Origin of the sequence: Chryseobacterium sp. MHB01 (genome assembly GCF_034651565.1) — a bacterium.
Classification (GTDB): Bacteria; Bacteroidota; Bacteroidia; order Flavobacteriales; family Weeksellaceae; genus Chryseobacterium; species Chryseobacterium nepalense.
Window position 1 is genome coordinate 191,869 of the sequence record NZ_JAYEDA010000001.1, and the last position, 14,991, is coordinate 206,859.

Consider the following 14,991-nt stretch of genomic DNA (forward strand, 5'->3'; position numbering starts at 1 on the left):
TATTATATTTTAAAAAATTAAGGTATAATTTCGGTCCATCCTAACTGTAATATCGTTTTTTAAGCCACAAGCTTATTTTTACAAGCAGAATAAGAACCGGAACTTCCACCAACGGGCCGATGACACCTACAAAAGCCTGTTGGGAACTGATTCCGAAAACAGCAATGGATACAGCGATGGCCAGCTCAAAATTGTTTCCTGTTGCGGTAAATGATACGGATGCATTTTTATCATAAGGGATATTCAGTGATTTGTTGATAAAGAAGCTTACAAAAAACATCAGCATAAAGTAAATGATAAGAGGAATGGCCACTTTTACAACGTCTAAAGGCAACTTGACAATGGTGTCGCCTTTAAGGCTGAACATCAATACAATTGTTAATAACAATGCATATAATGTAAGAGGAGAAACGGCAGGAATAAATTTCCTGTTGTACCATTCTGTTCCTTTCAGTCTGATTAAAAAATAACGGCTTAATAAACCGGCCAGGAAAGGAATTCCCAGATAGATCAAAACACTTTTAGTAACATCTTTCACTGATACGGTGACATTGAAATGTGCAAGCCCTAATTTTTCAGGTAAAACATTAATGAAAAGCCATACCATAAAGCTGTAACTCAATACTTGAAAAATACTGTTCAGCGCTACCAGCAATGCGCCATATTCACGATTCCCTTTTGCCAGGTCGTTCCATACAAGAACCATAGCGATACATCTTGCCAAACCAATAAGAATAAGCCCGATCATATAGTCCGGTTCGTTTCTTAAAAAAACGACAGCCAGTATAAACATTAGAACAGGCCCGATTATCCAGTTTAAAATTAAAGAGATTCCGATTGCTTTTTTATCCTGAAAGATTTTAGGTAATAATGTGTAGTCAACTTTTGCCAGCGGAGGATACATCATGACGATTAGCCCGATTGCTAATGGGATATTTGTGGTTCCTGCGGACATTCTATCGGCCATTTCGGCAATTCCGGGATAGAAATATCCTAAGCTTACTCCCAAAAACATGGCCAGGAATATCCAAAGAGTAAGGAAGTTATCGGGAAATTTTAATTTTGTTTGCATATCTTTTAATCTGTTCCTACTATTTTACTCCTTCTTTCCATCAGTACGCTATCTCTCCAAATTCCTCCCAGTCTGCCTATTTTTTCGCGATAGCCTATGATTCTGAATCCAACAAGCTTATGCAAAGCTATGGTTGCTTCGTTTTCGGGAAACATTCCCGACTGCAAAGTCCAGATTCCGTGGGTTTCACTTTCATTAATGAGATTTTCCATCAGTATTTTTCCCACACCTTTTCCTCTGTGATTTTTGGATACATAAATACTTACTTCAGCAACACCTTCATAAACGCAACGGCTGCTTACTTTAGACAAAGCTACCCATCCCAACGCTTCGTTATTTTCAAAGGCTATCAATCTGCTGTGTTCCAATTTATTTTCATTCCAGGTTTCCCAGGAAGGAACGGAAGTTTCAAATGTTGCCATGCCTGTATCGATACCTTGCCTGTATATTTCAGCGATATCCGGATAATGATTTTTGTTGATTGATATAACTTCCATTTTATTTTTTTATCTGTGAAAAAACATAAAGCATTTCAGCGCCGATTTCCAGGCTTCTTTCATGGTAAATTCTTGTCTGTTCCGGTGTGCCATCGGAAACTTTAGGATCATCAAATGTAATGGGAATACGCTGCTCGGCACCGGCAATAAAAGGGCAGCCGCCATCGGCCTGAGAACACGTCATAACCGCCGCAAATTCCCGGAGCGGATTAAAAGAACTGTCATATTTTTTAGAAAAACCGATAATCGGATGACTGTTTTCACAGTATTTAACAGCATACACCGGATTTTCGGAATCCGAAATTTTTGTAATGAAAAAGCCTTGCCCGATAAGTGTTTCTGCTACTTTAGGAAACAATGCCGTTTCTTCTGTTCCGCCGGAATAACTGCTCAGTCCCGGAATATTATAGTAAGCCGCTGCTGTCTGTGCCCAGATCTGTGCTAAATGGCTTCTCCTTGAATTATGCGTACAGATAAAATTAATTCGGATTTCTGTTTTTTTATCCATCTTTTTCTGGATGAAATCAATTAACGGGGCAAGTGTATTTTTCCTTTCCTGACTGATTTCCTGATGCTTCATCAGGTCAATCGTTTCTGATAGTTTAGGATACATTGATTATTTATTTAGGATATTATTTAACAACACCCTGAGTTTGGCATGCAGCAGGAAGATGAATCAGAAGAAAGTTCAGATAATTTGATTTTTTGTTTTTCTTCAGGAATTCCACAGGCATCTTGTGCTAAGCAGGCAGTGGTGGTATTGGTAAGAATAAAATTCTGCCCGTTAAACTCAAGATTATATTTTCCGATAGTAGTATTCTGGTATTCTACTTCAATTTCGCCGTCTTCAAGACCAAGCTTATCTTCGGAGAGCTTAATGATATTCAGAAGTTTTGAGGGTTTCAGCCTGTGCTCAAAATCGTTCGCATTCCACAATTGGAAACTTACTGTTTTTTCTTTACGAATTGTTCCTCCGCAGTCAATAAAGTGTTTTATAACTGTTCCAACTTCTGTTACGTGAAAATGTTCCGGAACAAAGGTTCCGTCTTCCAGCTGAAATTCAACATTTTCTAATGTAGGTAAAATTGTTTTGATTTCTGATAATTTCATAATGCTAAGTTTATTGGTTAAATGCAATATTGCGATGATTAAAAGTAAAAAAATACTTAACAGCACTTTTGGTTGGCAACCGTAACAATTATTTTTGAAAAATAATCTTTCAGTATGCTAAAGGTATTTTCATCAATGCAATAACAGATAGCTGTTCCTTCGATGTTTCCTTTGATAAGTCCTGCATTTTTCAGTTCTTTCAAATGCTGAGAAACGGTAGCTTGTGCCAAAGGTAATTCATTGACAATGTCGCCGCAGATACAAGTGTCTACCTTCAGCAGATACTCAATAATGGCAACTCTTGCGGGATGCCCCAGTGCTTTGGCAATGATTGCTATTTTATTCTGTTGATCTGTAAAATGATCTGTTTTAGTTGCGCCCATAAATAATTATATATTGCAATATTACGATTAAGTGATTAATTATCCTAATAAAATATATTTTTTTTATATCATATTGCTCTTTTCAGATATTGGCTAAGACCAGTTATTGTTGCGGTCTTCTCTTTTGAGTTCTCTTTGCACTTCGTCGATTTCCTTAAGAGGAATATGAAAACTTTCGTTGATATATTGAAGAATGCCTTCATGGGTTTTATCATTCACTTTTCTGATAAAAAGCTGGTTGCTGTTTTTAAGTGATTCAATAAGGTGGATCTGATATTGATTTTTATTGAAAAAATTTTTTTCGATAAAGACTCTTTTATCATCATTTACAATAATATCCTTGAAAACCGTATTCATAAGAACCGTCTGGAAAAATGATTCTGCAGGTAGAAGGGTATGGAGGTAATAATCTTCAAAGTCCATCACCCGTTTGTTATTAACAAGAAAAGTACAGGTTTCTCTGGTAAATATAAACCATTTGCCTCCGATATAGGGGATCACTCCATCCATAAATTCTCTTTTATAAATTAACGAAGAAATTTTATGGCTTAATTCCGTAAAATGATTCTGGATTCTTCGGAGTGTATCAGGTCTGTAAAATTTCTGGTCGTAGTAAAAAAGGTAATTTCTGCCGTTATGAGCTGTAAGAAACTGGCGGATGATGTTTTGGGACTTCAGGGGATGGTCTTCACCGCTTAAATTGATAAAGTAATCCCATTCCTTACTTACATTCAGCAGATATTCCATTGCGTTAAGCTCTGCCTGGATCATGCTGAAACCTTCCGGCATGATATTCATACTTTCCAAAACAAATGCATTCGGATATTGCATCAGATACACTTGAATTTCTTCTGTTAGCTCCGCTTTGGCCTTTCTGTCGATATGGATAAGGTAAAACTGATCCCGGGTATAGATCTTTTCAAACATGGCCCTGAAAACATCCGCTTTATGATGTACCATAATAAAATAGGCAATTCTGACTTGTCGGGGTGAATGCTGATCCTGGATTTCGGATTGGGTTTGCGGGAGGTTCATGTGGGTTTGCATCGGTACGGAATTTAAATCATCCGCATTTTTGCAAACAATTTGTTTGAGGTGTAAGCTACGAATAAAATTTTGATAATCAATTAATTATATTTGCTATTTTATACTTTGTTTTACCGTATATTTGCAATGTGTTCATAAGACAGGTTCCTGCCTTCGCTAAAACTGGCATCGTTTAAATCATATTTAGATCTCTCAGTCTTGCTTCTACAGCTGCCCAATTATTAATCCGATTTCGAATTAACAACCGGAACTTTAATTCCGAAAATTATAAGAAATGCTATGTTATTGCAGGCTGTCCGATATTTTGAAATAACATGGAAGCTAAGCAAGAAGCTGATAAATGGAAAGAGTATCACTTGATTTATTTATCCTTACAATATTGCCTATTCAGATCCGAGAATGGATTTGCTCACAAGATACCGGAAACTCCCGAACAGTTATGATCAGTTTTAAAAGCTTACATTTAATTAATCCCATCATCCGTGCCGTAACAGAAGCCGGATATTCCAAACCTACAGAGATACAATATTCTGTAATTCCTCATATTCTGGCCGGAAAGGATATCATCGGATGTGGGCAGACCGGTACCGGAAAAACTGCTGCATTTGCAATGCCTATCCTGCAACTGCTGAAAAAGTATACTCCCGATCACAATGAAATAAGAACTTTAATACTTACCCCCACAAGAGAACTGGCCATACAGATTGAAGAAAATTTAGGAATCTACAGTAAGTATCTTCCTCTTTCCCAGCTGTCTGTTTATGGAGGAGTTTCTACAGGCAGCCAGCTTGCTGCTTTAAGGAAGAGAGTGGATATTCTTGTAGCGACGCCGGGAAGACTTCTTGATCTTGCAGGGCAAAGACATATTGACCTTTCCAAAATAGAAGTTCTCGTTCTGGACGAAGCAGACCGTATGCTGGATATGGGTTTTATCAATGATGTAAACAAAATACTGAGGATGATTCCACAGAAAAGACAAACCCTGTTTTTTTCTGCTACAATGCCTGTTGACATTCGGAAATTTGCAAAAACCATGCTGCAGAATCCTGTTGAGGTAACAGTACACCCTTTGTCGGCAAAGAGCGTGGATGCTGTAAATGATGAACTTCCGGATGTTCCGGAAATCTATATTCACCGAAATGGCAGAACGGGAAGGGCAGGGGCCAAAGGAACAGCAATTGCTCTCTGCAATGCAGAAGAACAGGTAGATTTAAAAAATATCCAAAAACTGATTGGCTTTACCATGCCGGTTAGACAATTTCAAAAATGAGTTCTGTAAAATATACAGAACGATATACTATTAATTTTTAATAATAATTACAATGCAAAAAGGCACCGTAAAATTTTTCAATGAAGCAAAAGGCTTCGGTTTTATTTCCCCTTCAGAAGGTGGGACAGATATATTTGTACATTCTTCGGGACTGAACACAAGATCTATCCGTGAAAACGATCAGGTTGTTTTTGATGTACAGAAAGGTGACAGAGGCTTAAATGCGGTTAACGTAAAACTCGCATAATTTAATCGATATATTACTTTTATTTTCGTTATATCATCAGCCTCTTGCTCTATGCAGGAGGCTTTTAACGGTTTAAGTATTATACAGACGGAAATAATACTTATTTTATTCACTTAACAATTAAATAATATAACAATGGTTATCATCAACAATTACGAAGAATATAAATTGCTGGAAGGTACAATGGTGGGCAGTTCTTCCTGGCATATCATAGATCAGGATCAGATCAACCGGTTTGCAGATGCGACACTGGATCATCAGTGGATTCACGTAGATTGTGAAAAAGCGGAGCACGAAGGACCATATCAGTCGACAATTGCGCACGGTTACCTTACTCTTTCACTGATACCTTATCTTTGGAAACAGATCGCAGAGGTACGTAATGTCAATCTTGAAATCAATTACGGAATAGAAAATTTCAGATTCGGGATTCCTGTAAAAGTTGATTGTGAAGTTTCTCTTCAGGCTACTATCCGGTCTGTCAATAACCTTAAAGGAACGGTTAAAGTTATTGTCGGGGCGAAGCTTCTTATTAAAAATGAGCTTAAACCTGCGTATACAGGCGATGTGGTATTTCTTTATCAGTTCAAATAGAAAATTTCATTTGAATAAACATCATTAACTTTTATAAGAAGTACATTTTTTATAGAATATCATAAAACCTTTATGTATAAAAACAAATACTTACGGACATGGACAATCATTGTTCCGCTTTTATCATGGCTCTTATATTTTGCAAGTGCTTTTTTTTCTTCAGGCTATTATTCGATCCTTTTAACTTTTTTACTATTGGGAAGCGTTTTGGCGGCAGTTTATCACTCGGAAGTTATTGCACACCGCATTGGTGAACCTTTCGGTACATTGCTTTTGGCGTTTGCCATTACGGTGATAGAAGTGGGACTTATCATTTCCATTATGCTGGGCGCGAAAGGGCTGGAAACAATTACCCTGGCAAGAGATACTGTTTTTGCGGCCGTAATGATTATTCTTACCGGAATTATCGGGATCTGTATTGTCATAGGTTCATTGAGATACCGGGAGCAGTCTTTTACCCTGAAAGGTGTAAGCACAGCTCTTATTACTCTTACAGCAGTAGTGGTATTTCTGCTTATACTCCCGAATTATACGGTGAGCCACAGCGGCGGAGAATATACATCTTTTCAGCTGCTTTTCATTGCGCTGATCTGCCTGTCACTTTACATCGGCTTTACAATGGTTCAGACAATAAGGCACCGGAGCTTCTTTATTTCACCACAGAACAAACTTTTGGAAGATCATGGTAAAAAAAATAATTATAAAAAAAGTTCTTATAAGACGATCTACATCAGCAGTTTTTTTCTAATGCTTTGTCTTGGGATAGTAGTATTGATGGCAAAGCTGCTTTCTAAAGATGTTGAATTTCTGGTGATTGCTGTTGGTGCACCCAGATCTGCAGTTGGGATTATCATTGCCGGGATCGTGCTTTTGCCCGAAGCGCTGTCGGCGTTCAGGGCTGCAAAAAATGATCAGATCCAGACTTCTTTGAATCTTGCATTTGGCTCTGCACTGGCAAGTATCGGGCTAAGTATTCCGGCTATTGCAATTATATCTGTTATTACCGGTATAAGAATGACGCTGGGTATTGATATCAAATCAACAGTCCTTCTCGGGCTTTCTTTGTTTATTATCACGGTATCACTGGCTACCGGTAAGACCAATATTATGCAGGGGATTGTATTGGTAGGGATTTTTTTAATTTATCTTTTTATAGCCGTAGTGCCTTAAACAGTGCAATGTTTTTATGTAAATCATTTGTTATTGTTGCGTAATTTATAATTTGCGTGAGTGTCCTTTTCCGAATTTACAAGAATAGTTTCGGCTAAGCTTACTCGTGAGCAAAAGTTTGAGCTTATTCGTATTATGGCCAAACTCGATCATTTTCATATAGAAGTTTTTTTCGAAAATAAGGAACCTGCCAATCTTTTAGATAGGGTAGAAAAAAATATTTCAGGTATAATAAATTTCATATAAGTTTCTGAGATTAAATAGAATACTTTGATGAGTTATCAGCAATGTTATTTAGATTTTAATTTAATGATAAAAAATTTATAGCATATACTATTTTTGTAGTTATTTTACTACATCAATGTACTGTTTAGACTACAAAATGGTCTTGCTTGTCGCAGTAGATTTGTAATGTTTAAAGAGAGCAACAAACAACTATACAAATTAAATTGTGCTATAAAAAAATAGTCACTTTTGTCAATATTATAAATAAAATATTTTTATGAGAAAAATTTTACCGTACATCGCTGTACTTACTTTTCTAACAGTTCTATCTTGCCGGAATGATGGCGACGAAATTCAGGATCAGCAGGAAACGGGTCCTATTTTAAGTTCTGATGCCGGTACATTAAGCAAAAGAATCGACTTTGGAAATGCCGGTGTGCTGGATATGAAATCAAGTTCCGGTGGTAAAACAGTTCAGGCAGGTAATTTTCCCCTCGTATTGGTGGCTGAAGTAGCACCGCCGGTTTATAACGGAAAAACATTAAGAGCAACTCATGTTTCAGTGGAAGGAAATTATGCTTATGTTTCCTATAATACGGAAGGCGAGACCTATCTTGGAGCCATCGAGGTTTTAAATATCACAAATCCGAATGCTCCGCAGCTTGTCATGCAGGCAATCCTCCCGGATACAGATGTAAGCTCTGTACGATACGATAACGGTAAATTATATATTGCAGGTGCTAAAGATATTTATGCTTCGGGAGCATCATCACCTGCTTTTGTAGGAAGTATGACACTTAACGGTGGTATGCTTACCAACACACTTCAGCAGACTGTACTTAACGGTAAGGTAGGAACGGATGTTACTTCCAGCAGCTCAAAATACTATGCTGTTTCAGGAGCGACGGGTGTTTTGGCACAGCTTAATAAAAGCAGTCAGCAAATTGAAATGTCGATCCCTCTTACTGATCTCAGAGCATTGGGATATAACAACAATAAAATTGTTGTATTGAGCGGAACGGAAGGTGTAAAAATTTATGATGCAAATGGTCTTAATTTAATCACTTCTTTCTCAACTTCCACAGATGTGGCAGAAGCTAAAAGAACGATTGATTTTATCGACGGGAAATTATTGGTTTCGGAAGGATATAATGGAGTTGGGGTTTATAATTTAACTTCAGGAACAAAACTTCAAACGCTTTCTTTACCTACACAGGTTCCGGGTGTTAATGCTTCGGATATTGTAAGCAATGCAGTATCTGTAAATTCAGGAAGGATATTTGTAGCCAATGGAGGGGCCGGTCTTTATGTTTATACTACGGATAATAATCAGCTTAAACTTATGGGTTCGCTTGATTTAACAGGTTCTTCTAATTTCGTAATGAGTAAAGGGGAGTATATCTTCGTTGCAACAGGAACCGGAGGATTAAAAATTATTAAAACCGTAGCTCCTGAAAGTGGTGCTCCCAACTGTTCTGGTTATGCAGTTTACAACGGAAGTGATTGGCTGAATGTGAACTCCGGACAAACATTAGAATACTCCGGAACAAAGAGCCTTCAGGGAATCAATGTAAACCAGACTCTTACTTGGTGCGGGGCATTAACAGCTTCTCAGGGAGTTAACCTGAACAGCAATTCAACATTCAATATGTACGGGCAGTTCTATCAGGGTACACAAAGCAACCCATGGAACTCACTTAATATCAACAGTGGTGCGCTCCTTAACCTGAAAGGTAACCTTACAACTTATGGGCATATGATCCTTAACAGCAACGCCAACTGGAAAATTGAAGGAAATGTAACGATTTTCGGAAACCTTACCATTAACCAGGGATCAAAAATTGAATTTATCGGAACCAATTCATCCATTACCATTCACGGGACAGTTACCAAAAATGGTACTTCAACAATTACCGGAACATTTACGGATGTTAATAATAAATTGTAATCAAAATTATAACACATTAATAAAGGAGACCTTTTTGGTCTCCTTTTTATATCTATCACCTGAATTTAAGTGAAAAATAATATTTACAGCGGATAAACAGTAATAATGACGCCGCTTCCAATGGTTCCCGACTGATCTTCAAACTCAAAATCCATTCCTTCGTAGAATTTATCGTTTGGCAGGTCATCATTTATCATCGTAATTTCGGCACTGATAATATCTCCGGGAAATACAAGTTCTGTCTCAGAAAAAGTCTGGCTTGCCATATACAGCTTGCTTTCGAAAGCAAATTTCAATGAAGCCCGGAAACCGGATGAAACAGGAGTGACAATGCCACCATCTTCTGTTGTTTTATAAGTCATTAATGCTTTAAAGTGGGGGCGTTTTTTCATGAGGTAAATTTTTAAACCAAGCAACCGAACATCAAAAACAGTTTAATGATCACTTGTTTGTTTTGGTGTTTCTGCAGCCTTCTCTATTTTCTTTCTGAAAGATAGTGAAATATTCGAAAACTGCTGTTATAGAAAACTGTCGTGAGATCATCCTAAACTTTATATATTTTATAAATTTGAATAAAGTTTAATGAATAATAATTATGATTAATGATTACAGAAAATATGAACTATTCGGAAAGACCCTGATGCAGAAAATCGAACTGAAAGGGCCGTTCAGATACGATTTTCCGGTGGCAGAACAAGCGTGTTTTATTTATGTAATGAAGGGAGAACTTCAATACAGATCGGATGATAAATCGGTTAATATTCCTACGGATTATTCGTTATTGCTGAATTGTATAAGTTCTGGAAAGCATATTCAGAATTCCAGTCGTGAGGAAAGCTGTCATATTGTTATCGTTACTTTTTATCCTGATATTTTAAAGAAGATTTATGACCGGGAATTGCCGTTGCTTATGCAAAAACCGGAAAATATGGTTTCAAATAAATCCAATCAGAAGATTAATAACGATTTTCTGGTTAAGAAATATGTGGAAGGCCTGCTTTTCTATTTTGAAAACCCTTCGCTCGTCAACGAAGATATCCTGATTCTTAAGCTAAAGGAAATCATTTTACTGCTGGCTCAGTCTGAAAGTGCAGCATCTGTTCAGTTGATCCTGTCCCGGCTTTTTTCTCCGGCGGCTTATTCTTTTAAGCAGATCATTGAAGCGAATTTGTTTTCACAGTTAACTATTGAGCAGCTGGCCGAACAGAACAACCTCAGTGTTTCTTCCTTCAAAAGAGAATTCGCAAGACTTTATAACGACACACCTGCCCATTATATAAGAAATAAAAAACTTGAGAAAGCAGCAGATCTACTCCTGATTTCAGATGAAAGGATTACCGATATTGCATATGATTGCGGATTTAATGATCTTGCAACATTTACGAAGAGCTTTCAGGATAAATTCCACAGCAGTCCTTCAAATTACCGTCTCAGCCACAAAGAAAGCAGATGAATAAGTATTTCTGAATATTTTCGGAGTTGATTTTTGAACCAAAATCGCAAACATCTGAACCAAATCGCAAAAACATTTTTGTCTATCTGTTGCAACTTTGCCTTGTCAGTTTCAGGGAAAAAATTTTCTCTTACAAGCCTGACAATTTTTAGTTGAAAACAAATTTTAAATAAAACAAAAATGAATTTATCAGGTTTAGGAATTTTTCATACCATCATTGGTATTTCGGCAATTGTAGCAGCAGTAACAGGATTTGTTAAATATGGCAAAATCAATCTTGCTGCGGGTTCTGGGAAAGTATATTTTTATACAACACTTGTGACTTCAGTTACGGCATTGGGTATATCAAAACACGGAGGTTTTAATGCGGGGCATGTTTTTTCATTATTTATTATTCTTCTTATTGCTGTTGCTTATTTTTTATATTCGAAAAGAAAAGAAAGCAGCAAAGCGAGGTATTTTGAAACCTTTTTGCTGTCATTCAGCTTTTTTCTTTCTCTTGTACCCACAGTTAATGAGACATTTACAAGAGTTCCGCTTGGCCATCCGCTTGCTAAAGACATTAAAGATCCGGTAATCGCGCAAACACTTCTTTTTCTTTTCATTCTTTTTATTGCAGGCTCTATTTTCCAGTTTATAAGACAGAGGAAATCAACAGTAAAAAATTGTTGAGTGAAAATTAATTCTAATTTATAAATTATTATCAATCCTAAATTCTCTTATCAATCTTCAGAAATTATATTGTATGCATGACTTACTTGCACGCTGTCCAAAAAGTTTGAGGAGCGTTTTTTTTCGCCACCAAAGATGAAGAGATCATTTTTTATGCTCCTTAGGAACAAATTAAATGATTATTTCAGGCACTACGGTGTAAAATGATGATTAAAACTGAAAAAAAAGTTTAATAAAGAGACCATCCAACTTTATGGACAGCCTCTTTTTTTTCTTATAAAAATTCGGGATATTTTCGCTGATACTCATTAATAATGTATCCATAAAGTATATTCCCAAAATACACTTGTGCAAGAAATAGCAGCCGGATGGTTTTATTAATTTTAAATGTTTGTAAAGTTGAGTTTTTGTTAATAAACCTTAATGAATAAAAATGGGATACCTCTTTTTTTTTAAATAATTTTGATGCGTGAAAAGTGAAATATTCAATTATTTACTTATGTAAATAATTGAATGGGTGATTAATATATAACGCGTGTAATTATTTTTTTTAAAACAATGATAAGGGCAAAAAAGGAAGATATTCCTAAACTGGTAGCACTGCTGACCGCATCTTTTGAAGATAACAAATCTGCAAATTTTGCTGTAAAGAACAAAAAATCACTTCCCGGACTTTTTGAATATTCAATTGCAAAAGGGTTTCTCTTTGGTGATGTCTGGATGAATGATGATAGAACGGTCTGTGCCATTTTACTGGATCCGAAGAAAAAAAAGCCTGGCATACAATCGGTTTTGCTTGATCTTCAATTGATCTTTAAAGTGGTAGGACTATCAAGAATTAAGAAAGTTCTGAAGAAAGAGGACATTACTGAGCAAACCCTTCCTCAAAATGTAGATTATATTCATTTGTGGTTTTTGGGGGTAATCCCGAAATTACAGGGCAACGGAATAGGAACCTCGTTTTTACAGGAGCTGATAGAATATTATAAAGCTTCAAAAGAAGCCATGTGCCTGGAAACTTCTACATTAGTCAATATTCCTTTCTATGAAAAGCAGGGATTTTCCAGATATGCCACGAAATACTTCGGGTTTGAGTTCTTTTTTTATATCAAACAGTTTTAAAATAGGGAAGAATCCAGATCATTAACGGCCCTCATTTCAAGAATCTTTAATCCGTAGACAATAATAAAGGAGACTGTTTTGAAACAGTCTCCTTTGTGTTTTAACCTAAATCTTTTAATTCAGGATATTAATTAATGTAGCAATTAATTTATTTTCAAAATATTAAGACCAGACTGTCCTGTGGCAACAAATGCCAGGTTGTTATTGATATAAATATAATTGGCAGAACCGTTTAGTTTATAATAACCAACTACTTTAAAGTTTGTTTTATTCAAAACAATGACTCCGTCTGTACCGTTTGCCAGGTAAAGGTAGCAGTTGCTTACGGCAACGGCATTGGTAAGTCCGGTCTGGCTGAAGACATTCTGATTATTAACCTTAAAGTTTCTCGGAACAAAAGTACTCATCAGCTGTCCGTCGTTTAGTCTGATTTTAGCAACCCCTTTATCGCTTAAAGCAAGGTATACATATTCATCATCAAGAACAATAACATTTTTACCGTCTGTTACAGATTGAGCAAGTGTGGCATAATTGTAAACCTTCACATTTGAACCGTCATTATTGGCAATTCTTAAAGATGCACCATTGGCCTGGGTTGCTAAAAATACCTGGTATGTATTGTTGTGCGCAACATACTTGGCTCTCTCTCCTGCAAAGTTGAACTGTTCGGCCACGGAATATCCGTTGTTAGGATCCAGCTTGAAGAAACCTCCGCCGGTTGTCCCTGTAGAAGCATAAAGATAATTATTGTAGAAATAAGAATTTTTTGCGGTAGAACTCGGAAGTTTATAATTCACGAATGAAGAAAGATCCTGAGTATTGAACACATTATTGTAAAGTGGCGCCGTAACCAGTCTAGAACCGTTTTTATCTCCACCTACAGCGTATAATTTATTGTTCGCCACATCAACATTGTTAAATTCGATGTTGTTGAATAATGCTTCGCTTACAAGAGACGGAGCGCTGTAATCCGTCACATTAAGAATTCTGATAGCTCCCTGCGTATTGCTTCCGGAAAGCGCATCATTGGTATGATAAGATACGTAAGCAAAACCGTTGTTTACCGTAACGCCTGTTGCACTAAGTGTAGTGTTGTTGATGGAAGGACTTACCACATTGGCTACTACCGTAAACTGAAGCTGACTGTCTGAACAAGGTGCAATACCTTTTTGAGGTGTACATTCTCCTGCTGCAATATACGTGTTTGAATTTAAAGTAACCTGGTTGTTGATTTTGTTATTGTTTTGAAGAACAGAATACGAAGTATTCACAAAGTTCATATCAATAAGTCCTGTGAAAGCAGGAGAAGCGTTAAGATTTCCGAAAGACATATTTGAAAAATCCATTCTTGCAAAGCTGTTTCCGGCATTGCTTACTTTTCCGTCCACAGAAACGCTTCCGCCGGTAACCTCCGTAAAGGACTGCGGCTTAAGATTCAGTATCCCCGAACCGTTTATATGAAATCCTTTTTCAAAAGTTAAATAACCTTCATTGTTAAGATTTGCGTTCAGATAGTTGTTCTGTGCATTAAAGACCATTCTGCAGTAGTTGTTTACCGTGGAACTTCCGTTAAGGCTTTCAGAATTATTGAAGTTTAAATTGTTGTAATTGTTGATGATTCCGTCAACAGATCCTGTAGTATAGGTTACAAATCCATAGTTGTTTAGCATACCCCCGGAATTCAGGTGGAAATTTACGGAACTTGAAATTTTACCGTTATTTCCTACTTCTACTTTACCTCCGTTCGGAACGTTGATCCAGTTGGATCCGCCCAGTTCACCCAAAACGATGATCTTTCCTGCAGAGTTGAAATTGAATCCTCCTGTAAAGGTAGTACCTTCCGGAATATAATAGGTTTCTCCGTTGTTAATGTTATACCAGTTGTTTCCTACAGCAGCAATAGCACCGGAAAGATTAGGGGTGTAGGTTACGGTTTTGTGGGAAACAGAATTTTTCTGTCCGTTTTGGTCGAATCTAATGAAATCAACCGCTGAGTTTTTTAGTTCAATACTTTTGGCAAGATCGCCTCCTCCATATCGAAGGGTAATATCTCCATTGGTAATTGAGTTGGAAGTTTCGTTATTTTCGGGAAGAAGATTATCTTCCGAAGAACATCCGGTTGTAGCAACAAGAAGGGAAAATCCTATTACTACGCTTAGTTTTTTAGTCATTGTAAGGGGA

At 36.8% G+C, this 14,991-nt stretch carries 16 protein-coding genes; 8 read left to right on the forward strand and 8 right to left on the reverse strand.

What is annotated here, in order from left to right:
- Positions 1–40: 40 nt before the first annotated feature.
- The 6 genes from arsB to U9K52_RS01020 form a co-directional block, all read right to left on the reverse strand.
- Complete coding sequence (gene arsB / locus U9K52_RS00995) at positions 41–1,072, reverse strand: ACR3 family arsenite efflux transporter (RefSeq protein WP_322924559.1); 1,032 nt, start codon at positions 1,070–1,072, stop codon at positions 41–43.
- A 5-nt stretch (positions 1,073–1,077) separates the two neighbouring features.
- The gene (locus U9K52_RS01000; RefSeq protein ID WP_322924561.1) at positions 1,078–1,569 is read right to left on the reverse strand and encodes a GNAT family N-acetyltransferase; all 492 of its coding nucleotides are present in this window, start codon (positions 1,567–1,569) and stop codon (positions 1,078–1,080) included.
- 1 nt (position 1,570) lies between these two features.
- Positions 1,571–2,182 carry a hypothetical protein gene (locus tag U9K52_RS01005; protein ID WP_322924563.1) on the reverse strand — a complete coding sequence of 204 codons (612 nt, stop codon included), beginning with the start codon at positions 2,180–2,182 and terminating at the stop codon, positions 1,571–1,573.
- Between the two features lie 23 nt (positions 2,183–2,205).
- Complete coding sequence (locus tag U9K52_RS01010; protein ID WP_322924565.1) at positions 2,206–2,679, reverse strand: DUF6428 family protein; 474 nt, start codon at positions 2,677–2,679, stop codon at positions 2,206–2,208.
- A gap of 56 nt (positions 2,680–2,735) precedes the next feature.
- Positions 2,736–3,062 (reverse strand): ArsR/SmtB family transcription factor, encoded by a 327-nt coding sequence (locus U9K52_RS01015; RefSeq protein WP_263603797.1) that lies wholly within the window; start codon positions 3,060–3,062, stop codon positions 2,736–2,738.
- Positions 3,063–3,155: 93 nt separating this feature from the next.
- Positions 3,156–4,109: a beta-1,6-N-acetylglucosaminyltransferase gene (locus tag U9K52_RS01020; protein WP_322924568.1), complete on the reverse strand. Its 954-nt coding sequence runs from the start codon at positions 4,107–4,109 to the stop codon at positions 3,156–3,158.
- Positions 4,110–4,551: 442 nt separating this feature from the next.
- On the opposite strand from U9K52_RS01020, the gene U9K52_RS01025 reads away from it, so the two are divergent.
- The 5 genes from U9K52_RS01025 (at position 4,552) to U9K52_RS01045 (ending at position 9,563) form a co-directional block, all read left to right on the forward strand.
- Positions 4,552–5,379: a DEAD/DEAH box helicase gene (locus tag U9K52_RS01025; RefSeq protein WP_323673772.1), complete on the forward strand. Its 828-nt coding sequence runs from the start codon at positions 4,552–4,554 to the stop codon at positions 5,377–5,379.
- Between the two features lie 52 nt (positions 5,380–5,431).
- A complete protein-coding gene (locus U9K52_RS01030; RefSeq protein WP_248391857.1) occupies positions 5,432–5,626 on the forward strand; it encodes a cold-shock protein in 195 nt (64 codons plus the stop codon).
- 135 nt (positions 5,627–5,761) lie between these two features.
- On the forward strand, positions 5,762–6,220 hold the full coding sequence (locus U9K52_RS01035; protein ID WP_248391862.1) for a MaoC family dehydratase: 459 nt from the start codon (positions 5,762–5,764) through the stop codon (positions 6,218–6,220).
- Between the two features lie 72 nt (positions 6,221–6,292).
- Positions 6,293–7,390 carry a calcium:proton antiporter gene (locus U9K52_RS01040; RefSeq protein WP_248391863.1) on the forward strand — a complete coding sequence of 366 codons (1,098 nt, stop codon included), beginning with the start codon at positions 6,293–6,295 and terminating at the stop codon, positions 7,388–7,390.
- Positions 7,391–7,892: 502 nt separating this feature from the next.
- A complete protein-coding gene (locus tag U9K52_RS01045; protein WP_322924575.1) occupies positions 7,893–9,563 on the forward strand; it encodes a hypothetical protein in 1,671 nt (556 codons plus the stop codon).
- Between the two features lie 83 nt (positions 9,564–9,646).
- Here U9K52_RS01045 and U9K52_RS01050 read toward each other — a convergent pair whose 3' ends face one another.
- Positions 9,647–9,955 (reverse strand): hypothetical protein, encoded by a 309-nt coding sequence (locus U9K52_RS01050; protein ID WP_248391866.1) that lies wholly within the window; start codon positions 9,953–9,955, stop codon positions 9,647–9,649.
- Positions 9,956–10,158: 203 nt separating this feature from the next.
- Here U9K52_RS01050 and U9K52_RS01055 point away from each other — a divergent pair, with 203 nt between their 5' ends.
- From U9K52_RS01055 to U9K52_RS01065, 3 genes are all read left to right on the forward strand, one after another.
- Positions 10,159–11,016, forward strand: a complete 858-nt coding sequence (locus U9K52_RS01055) for a helix-turn-helix domain-containing protein (protein WP_263603794.1) — start codon at positions 10,159–10,161, stop codon at positions 11,014–11,016.
- Positions 11,017–11,196: 180 nt separating this feature from the next.
- Positions 11,197–11,688 carry a hypothetical protein gene (locus tag U9K52_RS01060; RefSeq protein ID WP_322924579.1) on the forward strand — a complete coding sequence of 164 codons (492 nt, stop codon included), beginning with the start codon at positions 11,197–11,199 and terminating at the stop codon, positions 11,686–11,688.
- Between the two features lie 558 nt (positions 11,689–12,246).
- Positions 12,247–12,810: a GNAT family N-acetyltransferase gene (locus U9K52_RS01065; RefSeq protein ID WP_263603791.1), complete on the forward strand. Its 564-nt coding sequence runs from the start codon at positions 12,247–12,249 to the stop codon at positions 12,808–12,810.
- Between the two features lie 143 nt (positions 12,811–12,953).
- On the opposite strand, the gene U9K52_RS01070 is transcribed toward U9K52_RS01065, so the two are convergent.
- Positions 12,954–14,981, reverse strand: a complete 2,028-nt coding sequence (locus U9K52_RS01070; RefSeq protein WP_322924582.1) for a hypothetical protein — start codon at positions 14,979–14,981, stop codon at positions 12,954–12,956.
- Between the last annotated feature and the right edge of the window lie 10 nt (positions 14,982–14,991).